Source organism: Xanthomarina gelatinilytica, assembly GCF_000348685.1.
In the GTDB taxonomy this organism is placed as follows: domain Bacteria; phylum Bacteroidota; class Bacteroidia; order Flavobacteriales; family Flavobacteriaceae; genus Xanthomarina; species Xanthomarina gelatinilytica.
The window spans coordinates 68042-94064 of sequence record NZ_ANLA01000015.1; the positions used below are offsets into that span (position 1 = coordinate 68042).

General features: G+C 35.1%; 17 protein-coding genes. 5 read left to right on the top strand and 12 right to left on the bottom strand.

Translation table 11 applies throughout. From position 1 onward, the window contains the following. Nucleotides 1-221 precede the first annotated feature (221 nt). Nucleotides 222-623 carry a hypothetical protein gene (locus D778_RS09715; protein ID WP_007650151.1) on the top strand — a complete coding sequence of 134 codons (402 nt, stop codon included), beginning with the start codon at nucleotides 222-224 and terminating at the stop codon, nucleotides 621-623. A gap of 95 nt (nucleotides 624-718) precedes the next feature. Here D778_RS09715 and uvrB read toward each other — a convergent pair whose 3' ends face one another. The 7 genes from uvrB to D778_RS09750 all read right to left on the bottom strand — a co-directional run bounded on the left by uvrB (nucleotide 719) and on the right by D778_RS09750 (nucleotide 17182). Next, nucleotides 719-2719, bottom strand: a complete 2001-nt coding sequence (gene uvrB / locus D778_RS09720; RefSeq protein WP_007650153.1) for an excinuclease ABC subunit UvrB — start codon at nucleotides 2717-2719, stop codon at nucleotides 719-721. A gap of 109 nt (nucleotides 2720-2828) precedes the next feature. Then, the gene (locus D778_RS09725; protein WP_007650155.1) at nucleotides 2829-5159 is read right to left on the bottom strand and encodes a T9SS type B sorting domain-containing protein; all 2331 of its coding nucleotides are present in this window, start codon (nucleotides 5157-5159) and stop codon (nucleotides 2829-2831) included. A 79-nt stretch (nucleotides 5160-5238) separates the two neighbouring features. Continuing rightward, nucleotides 5239-10023 carry a T9SS type B sorting domain-containing protein gene (locus tag D778_RS09730; protein WP_238307647.1) on the bottom strand — a complete coding sequence of 1595 codons (4785 nt, stop codon included), beginning with the start codon at nucleotides 10021-10023 and terminating at the stop codon, nucleotides 5239-5241. A 172-nt stretch (nucleotides 10024-10195) separates the two neighbouring features. Then, nucleotides 10196-11995 (bottom strand): T9SS type B sorting domain-containing protein, encoded by a 1800-nt coding sequence (locus tag D778_RS09735; RefSeq protein ID WP_007650161.1) that lies wholly within the window; start codon nucleotides 11993-11995, stop codon nucleotides 10196-10198. A 78-nt stretch (nucleotides 11996-12073) separates the two neighbouring features. Next, complete coding sequence (locus tag D778_RS09740) at nucleotides 12074-15388, bottom strand: T9SS type B sorting domain-containing protein (protein WP_007650162.1); 3315 nt, start codon at nucleotides 15386-15388, stop codon at nucleotides 12074-12076. Between the two features lie 26 nt (nucleotides 15389-15414). Beyond that, nucleotides 15415-16239 (bottom strand): ABC transporter permease, encoded by an 825-nt coding sequence (locus tag D778_RS09745; RefSeq protein WP_007650165.1) that lies wholly within the window; start codon nucleotides 16237-16239, stop codon nucleotides 15415-15417. Between the two features lie 46 nt (nucleotides 16240-16285). Continuing rightward, a complete protein-coding gene (locus tag D778_RS09750) occupies nucleotides 16286-17182 on the bottom strand; it encodes an ABC transporter ATP-binding protein (RefSeq protein WP_007650167.1) in 897 nt (298 codons plus the stop codon). Between the two features lie 125 nt (nucleotides 17183-17307). Here D778_RS09750 and D778_RS09755 point away from each other — a divergent pair, with 125 nt between their 5' ends. Further along, entirely contained in the window at nucleotides 17308-18369 is a 1062-nt protein-coding gene (locus D778_RS09755) for a hypothetical protein (protein WP_040492088.1), read from the top strand. 69 nt (nucleotides 18370-18438) lie between these two features. Here the strand turns inward: D778_RS09755 and D778_RS09760 are convergent, their stop codons facing one another. From D778_RS09760 to D778_RS09775, 4 genes are all read right to left on the bottom strand, one after another. After that, entirely contained in the window at nucleotides 18439-18957 is a 519-nt protein-coding gene (locus D778_RS09760) for an IS1096 element passenger TnpR family protein (protein ID WP_007650171.1), read from the bottom strand. Nucleotides 18958-19101: 144 nt separating this feature from the next. Further along, nucleotides 19102-20121, bottom strand: coding sequence for a COX15/CtaA family protein (locus tag D778_RS09765; RefSeq protein WP_007650173.1), 1020 nt, complete (start codon nucleotides 20119-20121; stop codon nucleotides 19102-19104). A 35-nt stretch (nucleotides 20122-20156) separates the two neighbouring features. After that, on the bottom strand, nucleotides 20157-21575 hold the full coding sequence (locus tag D778_RS09770) for a CCA tRNA nucleotidyltransferase (RefSeq protein ID WP_007650174.1): 1419 nt from the start codon (nucleotides 21573-21575) through the stop codon (nucleotides 20157-20159). 78 nt (nucleotides 21576-21653) lie between these two features. Then, nucleotides 21654-22217: an L-threonylcarbamoyladenylate synthase gene (locus D778_RS09775; protein WP_007650175.1), complete on the bottom strand. Its 564-nt coding sequence runs from the start codon at nucleotides 22215-22217 to the stop codon at nucleotides 21654-21656. Between the two features lie 91 nt (nucleotides 22218-22308). On the opposite strand from D778_RS09775, the gene D778_RS09780 reads away from it, so the two are divergent. Genes D778_RS09780 through D778_RS09790 form a run of 3 tightly spaced genes read left to right on the top strand, consistent with a single transcriptional unit; the run spans nucleotide 22309 to nucleotide 24853 of the window. Continuing rightward, nucleotides 22309-23397 (top strand): DegT/DnrJ/EryC1/StrS family aminotransferase, encoded by a 1089-nt coding sequence (locus D778_RS09780; protein ID WP_007650176.1) that lies wholly within the window; start codon nucleotides 22309-22311, stop codon nucleotides 23395-23397. Between the two features lies 1 nt (nucleotide 23398). Then, on the top strand, nucleotides 23399-24037 hold the full coding sequence (locus D778_RS09785) for a NeuD/PglB/VioB family sugar acetyltransferase (protein ID WP_007650177.1): 639 nt from the start codon (nucleotides 23399-23401) through the stop codon (nucleotides 24035-24037). Continuing rightward, complete coding sequence (locus tag D778_RS09790) at nucleotides 24038-24853, top strand: glycosyltransferase family 2 protein (RefSeq protein ID WP_007650178.1); 816 nt, start codon at nucleotides 24038-24040, stop codon at nucleotides 24851-24853. 14 nt (nucleotides 24854-24867) lie between these two features. Here D778_RS09790 and D778_RS14225 read toward each other — a convergent pair whose 3' ends face one another. Continuing rightward, nucleotides 24868-25965 (bottom strand): glycosyltransferase, encoded by a 1098-nt coding sequence (locus D778_RS14225; protein WP_007650185.1) that lies wholly within the window; start codon nucleotides 25963-25965, stop codon nucleotides 24868-24870. Between the last annotated feature and the right edge of the window lie 58 nt (nucleotides 25966-26023).

The following is a 26023-nucleotide window of genomic DNA, read 5'->3' on the forward strand; positions in this document are numbered from 1 at the left end:
TAAAATTTATTGTTTCTTTTTTCTCACAAATATAAAATAATCGATGAAATACACATTATAGTTAAAATACTGATAGTCAGTTAATTAACTTTTATTTTATACAAAGCGTAAAAAAATAACGATAAAACGCAGATTATTTTTCGACAAGTTACAAATTATAAGGGATTATCAATTATTGTTTATAAGTATCTTTATAATGTAATTATTAATCCATTCCTCTAATGATTAACAGGGTTGAAAAATTAAGCCTTTTGTCTGAAATGATTTCATTTGCAAAAAGCGAAAGTGATTTAAAGCCAATTGAGTATAACTTTTTACTAGCAATTGCAAAACAGCTTGAAATCTCCAGAGAAGATTTCGATTATTTGATAGATCATCCAATAAACTATATTCATTTAGAATCCCATAGTGAACGTATTGTGCAATTTCATAGATTGGTTTTACTTATGAATATTGATGACGAGCATACACCAAAAGAAAGAATCAAGCTGTTTAATTATGGCATCCGAATGGGTTTAAGTCACGAATCCATCAATAAGGTATTGTATTTAATGGAAAGCTTTCCTAATAAAATTGTTCCTCCAGATGTGCTTATTGATATTTTTAAAGTGCAATATAATTGATTTAAATTCAAAGTTTATACTTCAAGATTTAGCTTATATAGTTGCATATTTTTGAATGATGGATTTTTGGAGTTTAGTTTTAAGGAACTTGGGGTTTATTTCAAAGTTTCTAATTTCCCTTGATAAGCTTTAATCTCATCTCTAAATTTAGCTGCCTGTAAAAAGTCCAAAGCTTTGGCTGCCTGTTCCATCAATTTTCGTTTTTCACGAATTTTCTTTTCCAATTCCCCTTTTGTAAGATATTTGCTTTCTGGTTCGGCCGCTTTCATGGCTTCCAATTCATAACTGTAAGTGCTCACCGAATTTTTTGACAAGGCATTGTCAAGACTTTTGTTCAAAGCCTTTGGTGTTAACTTGTGTTTGGTATTGTAAGAAATTTGTTTTTCACGTCTGTAATTGGTTTCATCTATGGTTTTTTGCATGCTGTTGGTTATCTTGTCTGCATACATAATGGCCTTTCCGTTAAGGTTTCTGGCAGCTCTTCCAACGGTTTGTGTTAAAGATCTGGCCGAACGTAAAAACCCTTCTTTATCTGCGTCCAGAATAGCAACCAAAGACACTTCTGGTAAGTCCAAACCTTCACGAAGCAAGTTTACACCAACCAAAACATCAAACAAACCTTTTCGTAAATCCTGCATAATCTCAACTCGTTCCAAAGTGTCCACATCACTATGGATGTAACGAACCCGAATTTGAATCCTGCTTAAATACTTGGTCAGTTCTTCGGCCATACGTTTGGTCAAGGTTGTTACCAAGGTACGTTCATCCTTTTCAACCCTTTGTTGGATTTCCTCAATTAAATCATCAATTTGATTCAAGCTAGGTCGTACTTCTATTACAGGATCCAGCAGACCAGTAGGTCTAATAACCTGTTCCACATAGATGCCATCTGATTTTTGAAGTTCATAATCTGCAGGTGTGGCACTTACATATATCACTTGGTTTTGCAAGGCTTCAAACTCCTCAAATTTTAAAGGTCTGTTATCCATAGCTGCTGGAAGTCTAAAACCATATTCTACCAGGTTTTCTTTTCTGCTTCTATCTCCTCCATACATGGCATGCACTTGCGAAATGGTTACATGACTTTCATCTACAACCATTAAATAATCGTCTGGGAAATAATCCAGCAAACAGAAAGGTCTGGTTCCTGGTTGTCTGCCATCTAAATACCTAGAATAGTTTTCAATACCAGAACAGTAGCCCAATTCGCGTATCATTTCTAAATCGAATTCGGTTCGTTCTTTCAGTCTTTTTGCTTCCAGATGTTTGCCTATTTCTTTAAAGTAATCGTATTGTTTTATTAAATCGTCTTGAATGTTTTTTATGGCGCCTTGTAAGACTTCAGGAGAAGTCACGAACATGTTGGCTGGATATATATTGAGCCTGTCATACTTTTCAATAACTTCGTTTGTTTGAATGTTAAACGCTTCAATCTCTTCAATTTCATCTCCAAAAAAGTGAATCCTAAAGGCGTGATCGTCATAGCTGGGAAACACATCCACAGTGTCACCTTTTATTCTGAAATTTCCGTGATGGAATTCTGCTTCTGTTCTGGAATACAAGCTTTGAACCAACCTATGAAGTAACTTGGTCCTGGAAAGAACCTGGTCCTTTTCAATGGATATCACGTTTTTTTGAAATTCCACAGGATTTCCAATACCATACAAGCAAGATACCGAAGCAACCACCAGCACATCTCTTCTTCCGGAAAGTAGGGAAGAAGTTGTGCTTAAACGCATTTTTTCTATTTCTTCGTTTATGGAGAGGTCTTTTTCAATGTATACGCCAGATACAGGAATATAAGCTTCTGGTTGGTAATAATCGTAATAAGATACAAAGTATTCTACAGCATTATTAGGAAAAAACTGTTTGAATTCTGAGTATAGTTGAGCCGCCAAGGTTTTATTGTGAGCCAAAACCAGTGTTGGTTTTTGTACCTGTTCAATAACATTGGCAACTGTAAACGTTTTACCAGAACCAGTAACACCAAGCAATGTTTGGTATTTTTCATTGGCATTTAGGCCATCTGCCAATTGCTTGATGGCAGCTGGCTGATCTCCTGTTGGACTGAATTCTGATGTTATTTTGAAACGCATAATGCGTATTTTTTATGTTATAAAAATTATTTAAGAAGCTTTGACATGCTCAGCATGACATCGAAGCTAAATTACTTAAAGATGTTGAAATTTTGCATGAAACTTTCATCTATCTTTTTAAAGTAAAATGACCTCTATATTCTTTGCCGTTACTAAAGGTAATTACAAACCAATAATCGTCTGTTGGCAGTAATTCCCCTTTAAAAGTGCCATCCCAACCAGAACCGAAAGCACTTAATTCTTTGAGGAGTTTTCCGTATCTGTTAAAGATGTTTACAGTTACCGAAGCTTCCATGTAATCCAAACCTACTGGATTCCAAAAATCGTTGTAACCATCGCCATTTGGTGTGAAAAACTTAGGGAAACCTAAAACAGAAACATCTGCTGAAATGGTACCACATTCATTTTTATCCTGAATATGTATTGTATGATACCCAGCTGACACATTTGTAAATATGTTGCTGTCTTGAAAGTAACCATTGTCTATAGAATATTCGTAGTCTCCTTCGCCAGTTACAACTATTGTTATGGAGTTGTTATCTGACGCTTCAGTTATCAAAATATCTTGAATTGTAGCTAGATTGGAAGGAAGAACCGTTATGGTTCTTGTGTTTGAACAGCCATCACTATTGGTAACCGTTACTGTATAAGTGCCTACTTCATTCACAGAAATTTGCTCTGTGCTTTCCAATAAATCAGTGCCATTTAATTGCCATTGGTAATTAAAGTCAATTGGGTTTCCATAAAGAATTCCAGCTTCCAAAAGTATGGTTTCTGGAAAGAGATTTAAGCAATAAACCATGTCTTCATCTGAAATTAATTCTGGGGAAGGGTTTACTGTTAAATAAATGGATGCATAGGCATAACAAATACCATTATCTGTAATTTGAACATATAAGGTGTCAAAATAGGAACTGTCTGTGTTTTCATAGGTTCCGGAAAGAGGGTTTGTTTGGTTTTCCAAATCAGATTGGGACCCATAAAAGGTGATTGTGGCAGTATTAGGTACATTGTTGTTTGAAAGCACAAAAGCTTCCATGGCATCCAAATCAAAGCTCGTTATGCCATCGTTAGTATCATCGTCACATCCTGGATATAATGGAAATACAATAGGATTGTTGGCAAAGGTTAAAGTTACTTCTGCAACCGAAATACAACCATTGGCATTTGTAACTCTTGCATATACAATTTGGTTAATGGCAGTATTATCAAAATTGGTTGGTGTGGGAATTGGGTTTGTGTTGGAGATTGCTTCTGCTTCAGAAAAGAAAAAGTTTTCTAAAGTCAAGGCATTGTTGTTATTGGTAACATCTGTTTCTGCATCAAATAAATTATAGTTGGTAAAACCATCCAAATTATAATCGCAACTGCTCAATGTGGTGTTAAAAACTGTTGGATTTGCAGCCATTTCAACAACTACTTCGCCATACGAAAAACAGGTGCCATCAATAACCACTTCCACATTGTAGGTTCCAGCATCTGTAACCAAGTAGGTAGGATTAGTCTCCAAGGGAATTTCCACACCATTTTTAAACCATCTATAAGTGTTGGTTCCAGGTTGGCTGGCATCTAATAAAATGGTTTCGTTTGGACATAAAGCCGAATTGTTGGCGAGTAGTAAATCTGGTCCTAAATTGGTACTTAATTGAAAACTGCCAGCCTCTAAAAAAACAGCCGAATCGTATCTGTAATTTTGTTCGTCTGCGATAACCAGTTTCACATGATAGGTTTCGTTAGGGATTACATTGGCAGTTGCAGTTAAAACAGCTGTTTGTCCATTAAAATTTATGGGAGCATTGCTATAGTTCCAACCCCCAAAATAAGCTTCGTTTATGGGTTGGCAAGCGCCAGGGATCCCAGAATGAACCGTTGTTACCTTAACAGGAGTTGTGGTGCCAGGAACAAGGGCAATATTGTCGTAAATGGTTTCTGTTTCCTTTCTAATTAAAAACCCGAATAAATCGGAATATTGACAGGTATTGCTGTTGCCTTCTTGATATTCTTCGGAAGCAAAAAGATACCTGAAACTAATTTGGTCTGCAACAGCTCTAAAATTGAATTCCAAGATAGTTGCATTGATAGTGTTCGACTCGTTTAAAGCATATTCCAAATCTTCATCGCCACCCCAACCGTTTGCATCGTCGTCACTTAGAGAGGTATTTGGGCCTTGTACGTTTATCAATCTTCCCGTACTGAGCACAATGCCTTCCTGAAAGGGAAACGAAGAACCATTGGCGTTAAAATAACCATAGCTTTTATCTGGACCATTGAAATTACCACCAACAGCATTGGTAACAACCACATCTGTAATGCAATTGCTATCTATTAAGATATCTTCAATAAGTTCTTGAGCAGAATAGGTATTACTATCTGTAATCACGTTTTGCGAATACGTCAAGGAAGAAACAAAAACACAAAGAATTATAAAATACTGTTTCATTAATGGAAATTAGTGTGCAAAGATAACTAATACTAATTTTTTTACAGTATAAAGTTTGTTAAAGACTTGTGAGATTCTTTTATCGTTTTAAAGCAAAATGTCGTTTTACTTCAAAAGAAATATCACCTTTTTTAACATAAGCCACAAACCAGTAATCGTTAGAAGGCATTGGTTCACCACGATAGGTGCCATCCCAACCAGGAGAACTGCTGGTAAGGGTTTTGATGAGTTTGCCATATCTGTCGAAAATATTGACAATGGTTCCTTCCAATTGGTTGACTCCAGTGATGTGCCAAGTATCGTTATAACCATCGCTGTTTGGGGTAAAAAACAAAGGAGCATCAATAATAACAATGTCTTTGATGGCAGAAGCACAACCGTTTAAATCGATAATTTCAATGGTGTGTGGTCCTAATGTAACATTATAGAATACGTTGGACTCTTGTGGGACACCATGATCCAGAACATAAAGGTAATTTCCAATCCCACTAATGGTAACTGTAATGTTATTAGGATTAGAGAAATCAACAGTTTCTGTGAATTCTATAGTAGCTTGTTCGGATTCTATGACATTAAAGGTGGAAGTAGTTTGGCATCCATTTATGGAGGTAACCGTTACAGAATAGGTTCCAATTTGTGTGATTTCTATTTCTGGGGTTGTAGCAGTGGTTGACCACACATAACTGTCGTCTGCAAAACCGGTTTCAGCAGAAACTATTAGTGGTAAGTTGTCTAAACAAACCGTTTGGTCTGGGATATTGACTTCTGGTTTTCTGTTTACAACCGTATTAAAGAATGTGGTGTTAAAGCAGCCTGTCTGGTTATTTTCCACTCTTACATAAATGGTTTGTCCATCAAATGCCAAATAGTTTAAATCTTGTATGGCATTGGTGTTGTCTATGGCTTCTTCTGCCAGTTCAAAATAATCCACACTATAATTATTTGGGTCTTGTGTGCCAAGAATAAAAGGTGTTTGTTGGGACAAATTGAAAATAAGCATGCCATCAAAATCATCATCACAAGCTATTAAATCAGGAGGTTGGTTGGCCATGGGACTTGGGTTTACCAATAAATTAAAGGAACCAATAGCAGCACAACCTGTGTCTGTATTTAAAGCATGTATAAAGATAGTATCGTTGTTTGAATTGTATGTATAATTGGTATCCAAGGGATTTTGTCCATTCTGTGCATCTGTTATATTGGAATAAAAAGTAACATCAATTGGAGTTTGGGTTCCTATTAAATCATCAACAGCATCCAATAAATTAAAAGAGCTCGAATTGTTGTCACAAATCTCAATAGAAGACGAGTTAATGGTAGGAGGTATGTTAACTATTAAATCCAAAGGAATGGTAACATAACAATTGGAAACAGTATTGGTGACTTTAATAAAAACCGTTTGTGGATTTGAGGTATTGCTGTAAGCACTTGGATTTGGAATGCTAATGTTATTGTTATCCACATCTTCCATGGTTTCATGATAGGTCACCAAAATATCATTTTGTCTAATATCCAACACTTCAGATTCTGAAACTGTTAAATTGAAACTTGCAGAACCATCTTGATCTGTATCACATTGGGTTAAAGCAGAAGCTGCATTTACCAAAGGTACTTGTATCACATTTAAACCAAATTCTGCAATGGCATGGCAATAGGTTCCATTTTCCACACGTGCATAGATTTGTTGTGGATTGGTTTGATTGGTATAATCCAGAGGTAGTTGGTTTTGTTCGTTTTCAGCGTCCGTTAAAGTCTCATAAAAAGTAATGGTTAAGTTTTCCGGACTGTTTTGGGACATTTCTGTTATGATGGCGTTTAAATCGAAGGATTCTTGACTGTCGTTGGACATGTCATCACATAAAAATGTGTCCAAAGGTGCATCAAAAACAGGAATGGAGCCTACTTCAATAATAAAAGAAGACACTCCAAAACAACTTTGGTCACTTAGGTTTTCCACACGTACATGTATGGTTTGTGGGTTTGATTGATTTGTGTAAGCCAAGTTTTTGTCAATGATGTTGGTTCTGTTTAGGGCATCTGCAGCAGATTCAAAATACAATACGCGTTTTCCAGTTTGACCGTTTAAAATTTCGGCATCTTTATCCACAAAAAAGAACTCTGCTGTTTGATTGCCATCGGTTTCACAATTTCTAAAGTTACTGATATTGGTAAACACAGGTTCGGTATTAACAATGATTTCGAAATTCACTAAGGCATAACAAGTTGTGATCTCACTTTCTATCCTTACAAATATCGTTTGTGTATTGGCATTGTATGCAGATGTGTTGGCAATGGCATTGGTATCAGCATTAGCATCATTTTCTGAAGTGTGAAAAGAGATGTTTAAGTTTGAAGTATTGGCAACAATTTCTGAAATTTTAGCCTCTAAATCCACTATATAATATGCATCCTGATCATCGTCGCAAATTACAAGGTCTGATGGTTGAGAAACTGTTGGTGCAGGTATGACATTTATTTCAAGGGGAGCAATGTCGTTACATCCAGTTGTTGCATCGGCCACACGTGCATAGACAATTTGAGGATTGCTTGTGTTCGTGAAAAAAGGAGGTAATATATTTTCGTTATTTTCAGCATCTGCTTGAGATATAAAATAACTAACCGTAGCATTTGCAATTCCAGAGCTTACATAGGTATCAAAGGTAGCCAATTCAATCGCTGTAAAGCCATCATCATCTGTATCGCAATAATTTACAGGATTTAATGTTTGTAAAACCACTGCAGGATTAATCACTAAATTTATGTCTGTAAAGTAGGTGCAATCTATACTTTCTATGGTCACGAACAATGGGTGTGGACTAGCAGTTACTTGGTAAGGAACTGTTTGGTCTATTGGGTTGGTTCCATTGGTTTGGTCTTGTTCGGTTTCATAAAAAGTAACCATTACGTTTTCCAAATTGTTGATAATGGTGTTTCCTATGTTTTGTAGGTTAAAATCTGAAATTCCATCATTGGAAGCATCATCACATCTGTAGAAGTTTCTGATTTGGGTTCCTGATTCCAAAATATTGGTGTGTAATTCAATAGCTGAAATGGCAACACAACCAGTAACATCGTCAACAACCCTTATATAAACCGTTTGCACATTAGGAGTTGTATTTTCAAAGTTAGTAATATCTTGAATTGGGTTATCTCCAGTTTGCGCATCTTCATAAGAGGTGTGAAATGTGGTTGAAACATCGGTTAGCCCGTCTAAAATATCAGTAATAACCGTTGAGAGGTCAAAACTATCAAAACCATCTCCATCTTGCTCACAGGCATTTATGGTTTGAGGATCCATATTAATAGCGGGACTGTCCAAAACAGTTACAACCATAGATGTAGTGCCAAAGCAGCCAGTGTTGGCATCTGTAACCCTCACAAAAAGCTGTTCGGTTTGATTGGTGTTTATGTATGGGGAAGCAATTGGGTTGGTGCCAGTATCAGCATCTGCTTGAGAATAGTGATAGGTAACAATTAAATTTGAGTTGTTGTTGGTTATTTCGTTGTCTGCTTGGGTTAAATCTATTTCGGTAAAGCCATCTGCCGTGGCATCGTCACAAATTTCCAAGGGTTGAGGGTCTATAATTATTGGTAAAGGATTTACAACCAGGTTAAAATTGGCATAGGCCAAACAACCATTGGTTGTGTCTTCAATTCTTACAAATATGGTTTGTGGATTAGACGTATTTTGAATAGGATTGGTAATGGCGTTTAGGTTATTTTGGGCTTCAGTAGCAGACTCATGATAACTAATATTGTAACTTGAAGAAGGAACCGAAGCTAATACTTCGGCATCTTTAGTGCTTAAATCAAAGGTTTCAATACCATCGTTACTGGTATCATCACAAATCTCATAATCTGCAATAGGTCCAGCAGGTTGTTCGGAGTTTAGTGTAACTACTATGGTATCGTCAATTACACAAGTGGTATTGCTAATAGGAATGGTTACAACCGTTGTATAGGTTCCAGAAGCACTAGCTGTTAAGGTTTCTGATGTTTCACCAATTAATGGCTGTCCGTTTAAAAACCATTCGTAAGTAGCCAACGGGTTTTGTATATCGGCATTTAAAGTCACATTGTCTGCACAAGTGGTCACGTCTGGACCTAAATCTACAGAAGCATTAAAGCTGTTACCTTCAATAAAAACGGCTGAATCGAAATTCTCATCAGATTGATCTGCAATGACCAACTTAATATGGTATTGGACATTTGGTAAAATGGCGGCGTTTGCTGTTAATACCGTTGTTCTTCCATTAAAATTGGTGTCTCCCAGATTATGTCCATCAAAATACTGTTCGTTTTCTGCTGGGCAGAAACCAACTATTTCTTCATGGACTGTATTAGTGTTAACCGGAATGGCAGTTCCAGGAACCAAAGCAACATTTTGATAAGGAGCAGCCGAACCTGTTTCTTTAATCAAGAAAGCAAAACCATCGGAATAATCACAAGGATAATTGGCATAATATTCTTCTGAAGCTAAAATATAATTGAATTGTACTTGATTGGATACCGAGATAAAATCGAATTCTATGGACGTCGCATTCAAGGTATTTGTAATTCCTAAGGCAGATTCTAAATCAGGATCTGTTCCCCATGTGGTTTCCCCTTCATTTAAAGGGTTTGCATTTACCGTGTTTCCAGCAGAAGTTGCTGCTCCAGTAGAAAGCATGATGCCATTTTCAAACGGAAAATTGGAGCTGTCTCTTTCAAAATACCCAAAACTGGCTATTTGATTTACCGAACCGTTACTGTTTGATTGTATGTTAGAAACCTCTACACAGCCTTGGATTAAGTGTGTTTCTATAAGGTCGTTCACTGGGATGTTATCGTTTATGGAAATTTGTTGGGCGTAGGTAGTTTGCATAAAAGCCATAAATAAAGCGGCTAACAGATAGCTAGCATATGTAAGCCTTTGATGCGTACTTTTATTTTTTACTTTCAAGATTCTATTAATTTGGGATTAATTGGGCGAGCAAAGTAGGTAAAAATTAGACAAAACGCAAAAAATATCGATAAAATGCAATATTTTATGTTTACTATCGATTTAAGTACACCCAACCTGTAAGTATATTGTAATTGGGATCGTTTAGATGCAATTGATAAAAATAGGTTCCAGTGGGTAGGATGTTTCCAGTATTATTAATGCCTTTGTTGGCTTTTCCTTCCCATGGTGTGTTGTTGTCTCCTTCAAAAATTAAGGTGCCATATCGATTGTAAATTTTCAGTTCATGCTGTTCAAAAATATTGTAAAGTCCTTGAATGTTGAACCAATCGTTATAGCCATCATTATTTGGTGTAAAAACCTGTGGAATGTGTGGTGGACAATTTTCCACTACTAAATCAAAATAATAAATATGGTAACAGGGTTCGGCTGGTACTTTTAAATAAATGGTTTGTGGCTCAACAGAGTTTTGATAGTACGTTGGATTAATTATTTCGTTTGAATCTGTTTCAACATCTTCAAAAGATTCATAAAATGATATTGTTTGTCCATTGGTTTCAACTTGTTCCAATGATAGGGTGAGGTCGAAATAAGCTTGATCAAATCCTTCATCACAATTTTTTAATGGTTCGAGAGGATTGATAGGTATATCAAGGAGTTGGATATCCTGAAAGGCTTGGTTGTTCAGTTCATTTAATTCAACAACCGTTCCTGTGCCATTTCCAGTATCATCTACAACCATGGTTATATTTAGGTTATTTGGCAGGCTTTCTGGAACAGTAACGGTTATTTGTCCGTTTTCCGAAGCTCCAATAACCAGTTCGTTTGTGGTAAATGTGCTGCCAATAAGTTCATTGTTGGCATAGATGGCAATGGGAACATTTGCAGCTAAAATATCTGTACTGTTTATGTTGAAAATAGTGTAATCGATTGTGATTTGTCTGTTGCCACATTCCAAAAGGATATTGTTTATTTGAACTGTAGCATCAGGAAGCTGACTGTTTAATACGGTTATAATGTTGTTTATTATAATTAAATCGGCTTGCAGGTTACCAAAAATATCCAAATCTCCAGTTGTTAATTTTATTTCAACAGAAGTGTCCCCAATTGCAATATTATTTTGAATGCCATAAACATCAATGTCTCCATTGTAAAATGTGTTGCTGTTTGTAAAAGAGTTTGTGCCATTAAAAGCATTGTTGGCAGGATTTAATGGCGGACTTGAAATGATATTGTTATTGATGATTATGGATTCGCCATAATTTAAATTGGCATCCCCTTCCCATGCAAGAAAACCAATTTTAGCGCCATCGTTATCCAAGACATTTACATTGTCCAATAAAATAGTTTTTTCCTGAACATTTCTATTGATAATCTCCAAACCTTGAAATAAATTCACTTGATTTAAAGGCAACTGACTATCCTCGAAAACTACATATACACACCAACCAGCAAAATTGGTTCTGTTGCCACAATAGCCAAGATTGTTTGTTAAGGTTTCAGAAATATCCAATCCTGAAAAGTTATAGGTAGCATTACCTGTTGTTGTGATGAAGTCTGTAATGTCTGCATAGCAAGAAAAATAAGTGAGCAAACCATAAGTAGGGTCGTTGTATTCTACTAAGTAGATATTGTCTGCACTAATTGGATTATTGTTTAAAGCCACATCCAAATCACCATTACCAGAACCAGCCCAGTAGAGATATGCAGCAACAATAGTTGTATTGGCTGGCATGAGTAAATCGGCTTGGGACTCTGATAAAACATCACAAAAATCACGATCTATATTGTTTTCGCTAGAATTTAAAGTGTTGCCAAATGCCAAATAATCATATTGTCCATTAAATTGCTGAAATAACGTAATCTCCTGACTAAAAAGAATGTTATTTGTCAAAATGATACAGAATATAACGTATGTAAAAAGTCGAGACATTCAACAAAAATTATTGAATTAAATGTACAACTTTTATGTTTAACGTTTTAAAGTAAAGTGACTTTTAAACTCCCTGCCGTCTTGTAGTGTTGCAGAAAACCAGTAATCACTGGTAGGTAAGGGCTCTCCATTAAAAGTGCCATCCCAACCCTTGCCAAGAGGGTCTATTTGTTTTACTAATTTTCCATACCTGTCGTGAATACGGATCATGGTGTTGGGCTGGAACACATTGGAAACGCCTTTCACATTCCAAGTATCGTTATAGCCATCACCATTTGGTGTAAAGAATTTTGGAAAACCAATAACAGAAACATCTTGGGTTACTATGCCACAATTGTTTTTAATATCCCTTACAGCAACTGTATAAATACCTCCATATACATTGTAAAATGTGTTGCTGGGTTGATAGGTGTAATATAAACCATCTTGGTTGTAAAGCGCATATTCATAGTCACCTTCTCCAGAAACAAGAACGGTTATGGTGTTGTTTTCGGTAGCATCCACTACCATAATATCGTTAAAAGTGGCTGTATTGGAAGGTTCCACAGTAATGCTCCTGGATTTAGAACAACCAAAGATGTTTGTAGCAGTAACTGTATATGTGCCAATCTCGTTGATTTGTATGTTGCTAGAGGTTTCTCCATTGGACCACAGATAAGTGTAGTTTCCAGGTATATCGTTTACAATGCCAGCATCTAAAGTAATGGTTTGTGGGAAGGTGTTCAAGCAATATAAAACCGTTTCATCATCTTCCAAAACGGGTAACCTCTTCACAGAAAGATACACTTCGCTAATACCATAACAAGCGTTGTTGTTTTCAGCTCTTGCAAAAAGGGTTTGATTGTAAGGTGTTGTATTATTATAAGGCGACACTAATTCGTTCTGTTCTAAAAGCGCATCTTGATAAGATTCATAAAAAGTAATTGGGAACACAATGCCATTTATGGTTTGCATGTCTGTAGCAATATCGTTTAGGTTGAAGGTGTTGATGCCATCTTGAGAATCCAGTTCATCGCAAGCAATAGGTACCTGATAATCCTGAAGTTGCGTGACGCTTACTTCCAACGAAAGTTGCGCTATGCTAAAACAACCTGTAGCATCATCAATAACCTGAGCGAAAATAATTTGTGGGTTTGAAATGTTTTGGTAGCTGGAAGCATTTAAAGGGTTATTGCTGTTTTCAGCATCCAAAAGGTTCAAATAAAAACCTGTAGAAACATTTGCTGCGCCACCCGTTAATTCGTTATGGGCTTCATTCAAATTAAAGAAGGTTCTGCCATCGTTTAAGCCATCCTCGTCACATTGTAAAAGTGAGGCATTAAAAGAACTTGGGACAGAATTTACAATTATATCAAAAGAAGTGGTTGCAAAGCAGTTGGTGTTTAAATTATTTTCTATCCTAACAAAAATGCTTTCGTTAAATGGGTTGGAATTATAATAAGGTTCAGGCAGTTCAGCTGTGTTGTTTTCAGCATCTATTTGTGATGAATGATAGGTTACAGTGTAGGCACTGGCATCTTGATTGCCTAAAACTAAAGCATCAAAATCATGCAAGAAGGTATCCATTTGTCCATTTGTGTCATCACCATCCTCCATATTGTCACATATCTCTTGGGTGTTTAGGCTATTTGCAATTGGAGTATTAAACACTTCAATAAAAAACGAAGTGGTATCATAACAACCAGGACTTCCTGTTAAATCAACTCTCGCAATTATTTCTTGAGGATTGGATGTATTGGTATATAAGCCAATGATTTCATTTTGATTGGCATCTGCATCTGCTTGTGTTTCAAAATAATGCACACTGTAATGATTTGGGTCTTGTGCATTTAAAATTTCAGCATCTTTGGTTGAAAAATCAAATGACCACAAACCGTCATTGTTATCGTCACAAATATCCATATTGGAAACTGAATTTGCCACAGGTAGAGGGAAATATTCCACAATGGCTTCTCCTTCCAAGAAATCGCAACCACCATTGTTCAAGTCTATAAGTACTTCATAGCTTCCGTTTTGATTCACATCCAAAAAATAATCTGTATTGGGTAATGGATTACCATTAAAGGTCCAGGTGTAAATGGCTCCAGGAATATCTTCAGCCATTAAGGTATAGGTGTCACCCAAACATAAAGGCAGATAATTGGTGGCAATGGGAGTGACTGTGTTGTTAATGATATCGATTTTTTCAACAAAGAAAGACGAGATAAAAGGAGGTAAGCCTTGTGTGGCATTATGGATGCCTAAATTAATGGCATTGTTTTGATAGTTGCAGGCTTGACCTAGCTCATTGGGATTGTTTATTACACTTAAAAATGGGGTGCCTTGTGTATAAGTGGCAGCCATAGTTCGATAAATTTTTCCGTTTGGTCCTAATTGTAAGGCGCTCCTATATAAATTTTGTTGATCTATTAATTGTTGTGTGCCAACAATATCAGGGTTTGTTAAATCAAATTGGGTTAGGGCAGAAAAGTGTTTAGAAGGAAGATGATCATCGGCAGGATTAAAATAATCATTTGATGATGAGACATATAACATCTCACTATTGGGGGAAAATTCTATGCCATAAGGTTCATCGTAAGGACTACTTATATTTAGTCTTTGGTTATTACTAACAATTCCAGTTTGTTTATCGAAATCGAACAGAAACAAACCATCTCTTTGTACATTGGCACAAGCTAGTTTTTCGCCACTAGGTGAAAATTTTAAGTAGCCTCTTAAATCTGAAATGCCCATACCTTCTATAGTTGAAACCACAGCAGTTGTATTTACTCCAGTGGTTGTTACCTCAAAAGCATGAAAGGTATTTAATGGCGAAGTGGCATTACCTCCAGGGTTTGAAAGTGCAATAACCCAAATGGTTTGAGACGCACAATCTTTTAAAACAGCTGAAACTTTTTCAGAACACTGAGTTAACAAATTAATGTTTTTTTGAACCACTTGCCCCAAACCTCCATCTCTAGTCATGTCCACAACAGAATATTTCAACCCTGTTAAAGACTGATTGGAACCTACAGTGAAAATGTAATAAATATCGGGATCGTTAGGTTTAGGGACCACAATGGCAGATTGTGAGCTTGAAGGATTTCCCAATAACCCAAAACCGTTGTTTAAAATAGTATGTTGTCTGTTGTAAACTGTTATGCCGTCTGTATAAAAAAGTAAATTACCATTGCTATCAGAAATGGAAGAACAACCTTCTATGGTGTTTAATTGGCCATCGTTTAAAACGGTTATGGAACCATCGTTTGCAAATTGGATGCCTGCATTTTCACCAAAATACCAATTGGAGGCTTCTTCTTGAGAAAAGACACAGAAATTTATGGATAATAAAAAGTAAAAAAGTAGTTTATTCATTTAACGAGCAATAGAAACCAAAGGTATTATAAATCTCGCTTTTTTAATAATCTATAAGATAAAAAGATAAAAATGGCAGTCCAACCCAACACAATGAAAATCTCGTACCAATGCACAGCATAATCGTACATTAAATCGCCTTTTTCAGGAAATTTGGTCATCATAACTCTTTGAAAAGGCTGGTCTATAAGATTGTACATGGATTTTAAAGGAAAGAAATTTTGAATTTTTCCAGCAAGATCCATATTTGCCTGCCATGAAATGATGCCAAAAACGATCCATTCCAAAATATATAAAATGAATAAAAAAGCTAAAGCAAAAGCTGAACGTTTTACCAACATACCGAAAAACAAACACAAGCTAAAAAAACCAATAAGTTTTACAAAGTACGCCAATAAAAAGCTTGTTTCCCTAACAATAATGGCAGCTTCGGTGTAACTGGAATAATATAAACCTATAAAAAAAGATGCTAAGGCAATCAATAATGTGGCTATTAAAGAAAAGAACACAATGGTGTAAAATTTGGAAAGAATAAACTCCTTTTTGCTTAAACCATCAATCAAGTTTTGTTTTAGGGTTTTGTTGCTGTATTCGTTCCCTATCATGCTAACCACCACAATAGCAAAGAAAAATTTAAATTGCGACGCAAAAAATGTGGTTATGTGCCAGATTATAGGAAAATTGAAAATGCCCAATTCGCCTAATTCCAAAGTAAAAAATCCAAAGAAATTAATTTTTATGGAAGAGAGGATCAATACTGTAAAAGGCAATACAAACGATATAAATATCAATACTTTACTGGTTCTGTTTAATAACAGTTTTTGTAATTCTAGATTTAAGAGTCTTAACATGGAATTGGTTTTGATACTGAAACAGGTTCAGTGGGAATGGGTTAGTTTAAAGTTTGTCTGTTAGTTGTAAAAATTGCTCTTCCAAGCTTTCCTTGCGTTTTACCAAATGCGATAAAACCATGCCTTTTTCAAACATAAGTTTATTGAATGTTACTGCATCCATGGGTTCGTTTAGAAAAGCTGTAATCAGGTCGTTTTCCACTTTAATGGTTCCAAAATCCGGATTCGATTTTAGATATTCCAGAAGGTGTTCTTGCTTGTCGCATTTCAATTCAAAAAAACCATGGCTGGAAATCATTTCATCCACACGTCCAGAATAAAGCTTTACGCCTTTTCTTAAAACCACCACATGAGAGCACACTTTTTCAACTTCATCCAGTAAATGCGATGCTAAAAGTATGGTCGTGCCTTGGTTGGCAATCTCCTTGATTATTTGTCTAATTTGATGGATGCCTTGAGGGTCCAGCCCATTTGTGGGTTCATCTAAAATCAGGATTTCAGGATCGTTCAACAGGGCAGAAGCAATGGCCAAACGCTGTTTCATACCTAAAGAATAGGTACTAAACTTATGGTCTTTTCTGTCCAATAAATTTACAACCTCCAGTTTTTCGTCAATCTTGGCATAGTCCACACCTTTAATTTTGCATACCAACTTTAAATTTTGTGCTGCAGTCATGTACGGATAAAAATTTGGACGTTCTATAATGGCTCCAACTTTTTTTAAGGCATCATGCGTATCCACAGTTCCGTTAAACCATTTAAAGTTTCCGGAAGTTTTGTTTACCACATTTAAAACTATGCCTAATGTGGTGGATTTCCCACTGCCATTTGGACCTAAAATGCCATACACGTTTCCTTTGTTTATGGTAAACGATAAGTCGTTGACAGCTGTTAAGAAACCAAATTTTTTGGTGAGGTTGTTAATTGTAAGAATGGGTTCCAAATTGATAGTTTTTTTTTTGATTGAGACCGAAAAATTCGGTTTTAATTAGTATGTATATGACGAGTGTTCCTTAAAAATGTTACATCCATAAAAATAAAAGCTTAAATTTGAACAATTCGTTTTCTATGGAAGATTTAAAGATATCAAAAAAAAAACCATCTTATCCAGTTAGTAAAAAATTGCACCAATATCTCACTGAATACAACAGGAATATTAGGTTGCCCATTTTTTACGACGATTTGTTGCGTTTTCAAGGTTCCATTGTGGTGTACGATAAAAATGATGAAGATACACTATGGATACGTGTATATTACAACGAATTTGAACGTGAAGAAATAGATTTAAGCCTGAAACGTGTTTACACCATTTTACATAGTGATGGTAACGAAAAAACCATTCCATTTCTTACCATAGATGCTGTGGATTACTGTACGTTTGGGAACTCCAAGCCCTTTCGGGTAAAGGTTAGGAACATATTAAACGACAATTACACCTATTTTTACGTAAAAAAAGCAGATGCTTCCAGGATTTATGGTCTGGAACTGGAACACATGCTGTCTCCTTACAACTTAAATTTCCTGGTACACAAGGACACTTTAATTGAAGAACATATTGCTGGAATTCCTGGCGATGAATTTATAAAAAATATGTTGCCCAATTGCAACCCTTTGGAAAAATCGCAAATAGCCAAGGAGTTTGTAAAATTCAATGAACGTTGTACCATCAGGCTTTTGGGCGATATGAGGTCTTACAATTACGTGATCGTGCCAACCCACGATTTTGACCATGTGGTTTATAAAATTCGAGCCATAGATTTTGATCAGCAGTGTTACGAAGGGAAATTCAATATTTACAAACCTCAGTTTTTTAAGGAAAACTATAAAATGGTTGCGTTGGTAACCGAAAAATTTCAAGCCGAATCCATAGACCAATATAAACTGGAGGAACGTTCCATTATGGCCAAACGTTTAATAAGCTATCACGATAGGATTGCCCATTTGCTAAACTGTATGATTAATGATACACTTTCAAAACCAGAATATGTAAAACAGTTAAGGAATGAAATTTATGAATTTACCTCTGATGTTAATTTCAAAAAAAGCAAAACCATGGGAGACATTTTAAAACATGCCTTGGATTTTGTAAAACGAAATTATGAAGATGTCAATATGAAAAATTTCTACTAAATGGGTTTAGTGTTGCGTTGGCTGTTGTTTGGTTGTGCTAATCTTGATATTAAGAACTTAAAACTAAGTTTAATTCCAATTTTCATCAAAATTTAGATTGTCGTAATCGTCCAGATCCAGATCGTCATCAAACTCGTCGTTGTAATCATCAAAATTTTCAGCTTCAAAAGATTTTTCGGGAGCTTCATCAGGAATCTGTCCATGAACAAACATCAGGTTTGGATAATCTGTACCTTCAGCTTCTTCAACAATTTCGGCAAGTTCCACTAAAAAAGTCCACATGCTCAAAAAGTCGTATATGTACAACAGTCTGGTGCTTTTTTCATGTGTGACTTCATTGATTGGAGTATCTCTCATTAAACGCACTTCATTGGCAGCTTCGCTCATATCAAACAATGAGATTTCCTCACCTTGGTTCCATTCGTCATCACTTAAATAAAATGAAGCCATTTCACTGCCTTCAAAACCAAACGCTTGTGTAATGCTGTTGTGCAAATCTTCCAGAGTATCTGTTTCACGAATTTCAATGTCCCTAAAGATATCTCCTTCAGAGTCGTGGTCAAGTATAATTCTAAATCTGTAAATCATAATGAAAAATTAGGGTACAAAGATAAGGTTTTGGTTATTTATTCATATTATAAAATTCCAAAAACAAAATGTCCATTTTAACGGTTGGGCAGGCCAAACCAAACTTTAAATATTTCTGACATTTAAAAATTGAAACACTTTGATTTATTTGCTAAAGCGATGTAAGGTAAAGGTCATTGCCGAAAGCAAGAAAAATGCACCAACCTGATGTGCAACACCCAACCACAATGGCACTTGATAGATGATGGTTAAAACACCCAATAGGAACTGAACAAAAACAAGAATAAACAAGGCATCTAAAGCTTTGTTTTGTAGCTTTGTTAAGCTCATTTTTTTGCCTTGATACCAAATAATTAAAATAAAAACCACCACAACATAGGCAAAGGTTCTATGTATAAACTGAATGCCACTTGGGTTTTCTATAAGGTTTTTATAAAAAGGTTCCAAAATATAAACGGTCTCATGCATAAATTTTCCTTCGTTCATAAAAGGCCAATGGTTATGCAACAATCCAGCTTTAAGTCCTGCAACAAAAGCGCCATACACTATTTGGAAAATAAGTGCTAAATAACTGACTATAATTAGATTCCTGAATTTTTTGTCAATAATTTTTTTATTAGGATACATTAAATCCAAAGCAACCCATAAGGTTGCAGCAAAGGTTAAAAAGGCCGTTGTTAAATGTGCAGCCAGTCTAAAATGGCTTACGTCTGGCATGTCAACCAATCCGCTCTTTACCATATACCAACCCAAAAACCCTTGGAAACCTCCAAGTACCAATAAAACAAGGCATTTTTTGATGGTTTTTTTGGTGAGTTGTTTGGTAATTAAAAAATAGATAAATGGAAAAATAAAGACCAATCCTATTAATCTACCAATAACTCTGTGCAACCATTCCCAAAAATAGATTCCTTTAAAATCTTCTAGGGTAAAATGTGAATGGAGTTTTTGGTATTCTGGATATTGTTGGTACAGCTCAAAAGCTTCCTGCCATTCTGCTTCTCCAATGGGAGGAATGGTTCCCGTTATCAATTTATAATTCGAAATGGATAAACCAGAGTCTGTTAACCTGGTAATGCCTCCAACCACTACCATGATAAAGATTAAAATACAGCCTGTTAAAAGCCAGTAGATTACGTTTTTGTTGTCTTTTTGTTTTGCCACGAATACACGATTTTTTAATTTTTATTTACTGACCACTATTTACTTTTTTCCAAGCCCAAACGTTTCCCTTCTTTCAACATCAATTGGTAAGCAGCATCATAATCGTTTGGAATAACACCTTCCAAAATTGCTTCTTTAATGGTCTCTTTAATTATGCCTATTTCCCTACAAGGCTTTAAGTTAAAAGTTTCCATAATGATTTCTCCAGAAACAGGAGGTTGAAAATTTCTTATATGGTCACGTTCTTCTACTTCAACTATTTTTTTTCTAACGTTTTTAAAATTGTTATGATATTTTTTAAATCTAACCGGATTTTTTGTGGTGATATCAGCTTCGCAAAGTGTCATTAAATCTTCAATATGGTCACCTGCATCAAAAACCAATCGTCTCACAGCCGAATCTGTAGCTATGTCATCTGCAATGGCAATAGGACGAGAACTCATTAAAACCAATTTTTGAACAAATTTCATTTTGTCATTCAAAGGCATTTTTAGGCGTTTAAATAATTGATACACCATTTTAGAGCCTTTAAACTCATGGCCATGAAAGGTCCAGCCAATTTTTTTATGAAATTTTTTGGTTGGAGCCTTGCCTATGTCGTGTAATAACGCAGCCCAACGCAACCAGAGGTTATCTGTTTTTTTGCTAATATTATCAACAACCTCCAATGTGTGATAAAAATTGTCCTTATGTCTTTGACCTTCTACTTCGTCAATACCTTTTAAGGCTGTTAATTCCGGTAAAATATAATCCAATAAACCTGTTTTTTCAAGCAATAAAAAACCAATGGATGGTTTGTTGCTTTCCAAAATTTTGTTTAGTTCCACAACAATGCGTTCCTTGGTTATAATCTCGATACGATGATTGTTTTTTGAAATGGCCTTTAAGCTGGCTTCTTCAATTTCAAAATGTAACTGAGTGGCAAACCTTATGGCTCGCATCATACGTAAAGGGTCGTCACTATAGGTAATATCTGGGTTAAGGGGAGTTCTAATAATGGCATTTTTTAAATCTTGGATGCCATTGAAAGGGTCTAAAAGATCTCCAAATTTTTCTTCAGATAAATCCAAGGCTAAAGCATTTATGGTAAAGTCACGACGGTTTTGGTCGTCTTCCAGTGTGCCATTTTCCACAATGGGATTTCTACTGTCTTTGTGATAACTTTCTTTTCTGGCACCTACAAATTCAATTTCAATATCTTCAAAACGCAACATGGCAGTACCATAGGTTTTAAAAACTTGAACTTTAGGGTTGTTTGGTAAATTTTTAGCCACTTGTTTAGCCAATTCAATTCCAGAACCAATAGCTACAATATCTATATCTTTTGCAGAACCACGTTGTAAGATAAAATCGCGTACAAAACCACCAATAACATAAGCATCTAGTTGAAGTTCTTTTGCAGATTGCGAAATAATCTTAAAAATTGGATGGGTTAAAGCTTGTTTGTAATTCATATGTGTTTCAAATTCCAAAATATACAAGAACAAAACTTCAAAAAGGGTTTTTGGCTTTTGGTACTTGAAATTGGGAATTTATTTTCTTATAACCTGTACTTTTCCATCATTGCTCAATTTAATAATAGACGATGGATTAGCACCTATTTTTTCATCTGGCAAATTTACAACATAGTCCACACCTTTTAAAATGTCTTCATGTATTTCTTTAAAGGATTTTGGCGTAGCTTGTCCACTAATATTTGCTGAGGTAGAAACAATAGCACCATTAAATTTCCGAAGCAGATGGAAACAAAAGTCATTATCTGGAATTCTTATGGCAATGGTATTGTCTTTCGCGATTAAGTTTTTAGCTAAATTTAGTGGCTCGTCGTAGATAATGGTAATAGGGTTGTCTTCAATATCCATAATGTCAAATGCTGCATCAGGAATTTTTTTAACATATTTTTTTAGCATTCTATCGTCTGCCACCAAACAAATAAGTGCTTTGCTGTCATGACGCTGTTTAAGCTTGAACACTTTCTCCACTGCAGCTTCGTTTGTAGCATCGCAGCCTATTCCCCAAACGGTATCTGTAGGGTAAAGAATAAGGCCACCTTGTTTTAATACTTTAAAACTTTCTTGAACTTCTTTTTGAAACATAAGAATCAATAAATTGTAGGTGTAAAAATAATATATATAAAACTTAAATGCAGAAATTAGTTTAATTTTGTAAGATAAACCCAAACCATTAATGATAGAATCGGAACAGATTAACGTAACCAAGGTGTTTTTACCAAAGCAAAAGGAGTATCAAGAGATTTTAAAAAGAGCTTGGGATAACAGTTGGATGACCAACAGAGGAGAATTGGTTAAGGAACTGGAACATAAAATCACTTCCACCTATCAAACGGTTCCAGTTATAGCTACCACTAATGGTACCTTGCCATTGCAAATTGCCATAAAAGCCCTGGATTTAACAGGTGAAATTATTACCACGCCTTTTAGTTATGTTGCAACAACATCTAGTATTGTTTGGGAAGGGTTGACACCAGTTTTTGTTGATATAGATGTTGACACTTTTACTATTGACCCTAAAAAAATTGAGGAAAAAATTTCAGACAAAACCTCTGCCATCCTAGCCACTCATGTGTTTGGAAATCCATGTCATGTTGAAGCTATTGAAAAGATAGCAAAAAAACACGATTTAAAGGTTATTTACGATGCAGCTCATAGTTTTGGAGTAAGATACAAAGGAACATCCATGTTTAATTATGGAGATGTGAGTACTTGTAGTTTTCATGCTACTAAAATTTTCCATACAGCTGAAGGAGGAGCTGTTTTTACCAACGATAAAAGACTATTTAATAAGTTGTTTTATCATCATAATTTTGGTCATGATGGTCCAGAACAGTTTCAAGGTATTGGTATTAATGCTAAAATGAGTGAAATACAAGCAGCTATGGGATTGGCTGTTTGGCCATATTTGGAAGCCATTTTTAACAGAAGAAAATTATTGTTTGAATTGTATCAAGAGCTTTTGGATTCGCGTTTGAGGTTTCAAAGTATCAGAGAGCATACAACCTATAATTACAGTTATATTCCTGTGGTTTTTGAAAATGAAGCACAACTTTTAAACATACAGAAAGTTTTAAATGCACATAAGGTTTACCCAAGACGGTATTTTTATCCCTCGTTAAATAAACTGCCTTATCTTGATAACCAACCCATGCCTGTTTCCGAAGGTATATCCAAATGTATTTTATGTTTGCCCTTATATTATGAATTGAAAGAAAATCAAGTGGAAACAATCTCTTGTTTAATCAATAAAAACCTAAATTAAAGTGAAAAAAGATATTTATTTAATTGGAGTTGGAAACTATACAGAAGTGATCATAGAATTAGCTCAGGATTGTGGTTTTAATATTAAGGGTTTGTACCATTACAATCACGAGCGTTTGGGTGAAAAAGTGTTAGGTTATCCTATAATAGGTTGTACAGAAGATTTGTACCAAAAAGATATAACAGGGAAAAACTTTGCTGTAACTATGGGAAACAACAAAATGCGACATGAAATTGCCAGTAAATTGCGCAACCTTGGAGCACATACCCCAAATTTAATTCACCCTAGAGCGTTTATAAGCCCTTCGGCAACTTTAGGTCAAGGTTGTTTTATTCATTTAAATGCTAAAATTAGCACCAATTGTACCTTGGGCAACGATTGTGTTATTGACTTTAATAGTTTGGTGGCACACCATGCTACTTTAGCAGACGCTTGCTATATGTCTTCTTTGGCTATGGTAGGTTCTTATTGTAACATAGGTGAACGTGTGTTGTTAGGAATGAATTCCTTGATTATTCCATTAAACCTTAGTATTGGTAACGATTGTATTGTAGGAGCTAAATCTAACGTTACAAAATCTTTTCCGGAAAAATGCGTTCTAGTTGGAAATCCGGCCAGAAAAATAAAAGAAACTGAATAAATGAACCCTTTGTTAAGTATTTGCTGCACCACATTTAATCATGAAAAGTACATTAATCAGACCTTGGATGGGTTTTTGTTGCAACAAACAAGTTTTCCTATAGAAATTATTGTTCACGATGATGCCTCAACCGATAATACGGCTGAAATTATTAGGGAATATGCAGAAAAAGATAGCAGGATAGTTCCTATTCTTCAAACAGAAAATCAATTTTCAAAATTTAAAAAGCCATGGGCTAATTATGTGTTTCCTAGGGCTCAAGGTAAATATATTGCTTTGTGTGAGGGAGACGATTATTGGATTGACCCTTTTAAACTTCAAAAACAAGTGGATTTTTTAGAGGCACATCCAGATTATGGCTCTTGTTTCCATAATTCCAAAATATTTTATCAAGATACACAACAATTGGAACATGATATTCTTAATAAAGATGAACCTGAAACAAGTACCATAGTAGACCTGGCAAGAACCAACTACATCAGGACCAATACCATAGTTTTAAGAAATAACTTTAAATTGCAAGACTGGTTTAATTATTTACCAGTAGGCGATTGGCCATTGTTTTTAATTCAGATCAAGGACTTGAAAATTAAAAGATTTGAAGAAGAAATGGGTGTTTACAGGGTTCATAGCCAAGGTGCATGGTCTGGTGCTGATGAGATTCAAACCATAAAAATGACACTGAATACCATTAAACCTTTGCTCAAACATAATGTGTTAAGCAAACCTGCAAATAAGGTATTAAGAAAACGCTATAGAAAATACAAAAAGAAACAATTTAAATATTATTGGAAAAAGTGGCTTAAAAGAAAATAAAGTGTGGAATGAAGCTACCTTACATCTACTATTGTCCTGTTTTTGGAGTTGTTTGTCTTTGTGGCCTTCTTTAAAATCCATTTTGCTTTTATTTGTCTCATGATACGTGAAGATTTATAGTAGCGTAGATACCTTAATATAAGGTTAGGCGATAATAATTTTACCAATTTAAAATGGTAATGTAATGTTTCAAAAGAGTCTGCAAGTATTTTTTTTGTTCTAACAGGTGTTACACGTCCAAAACAAGCTTCAATAATTGGTTTTGCTTCAAGCCTGTCTTTTTTGTTAAGCTGTTTGTAACAATGCAGAATGGCTTTTATTTTTAAATGTGTAATATAAATTGAAATAAGTTCTTTATTGGTCTTGTTGGTTTCGGTTTTATAATACTGCTCATATATGTATTCAATTATTTCCAAATAAGATTTTAGGTTTTTTAACCCCATATTATTAATTACAGAGTTTAAATTGGTAACATTATAGAAATAAGTGGGTTCATTGTTAAATATAACGGCATTTGCTTTAAATAGCGTTTCAAAAAACCATAATTCGTCTTCGTGTAAAACCCCTTTTTTAAATTTCAAATTATGGGTTTTTAAAAAATCCCTTCTGTAAAGTTTGTTCCAGGCAACACAGATAATGGGTTCTTCAACAACGATTTTAATCAAATTTTTATCTTGGTTCGATACTTTTAGTAAGGGTTTGGAATAATGAACCAAGTACTCTACAATATCATAATTTTGTCCATTGGTAATGGCGTTTTTACCAATAATGATATCGATATCATCTTTGGCAAGTGAAATTAAATTTTCTAATGCATTGGTTGAAAAAAGATCGTCCGGATCAAAAAAAAGGATATAATCGCCTGTGGCATGATCAAGACCTTTGTTTCTAGCGCTGGAGACTCCTTCGTTGTCTTGATAGATGTATTTATAGCGTGAATCTTTTTTTACCCAAATATCGATTTCGCCACTAACATTATCTTTACTGCCATCGTCAACCAAAATGCATTCCCAATTCGTATATGTTTGTAGATAGATACTTTGTAGGCCTTTTTTTATAAAGGCTTCTACATTATAACAAGGAACAATAATGGATATTAGTGGTTGAGACATGTTTCAAATTATTTTAATGGAAATCCAAAAATAATTTATTCTCATGAAACAAAATAAG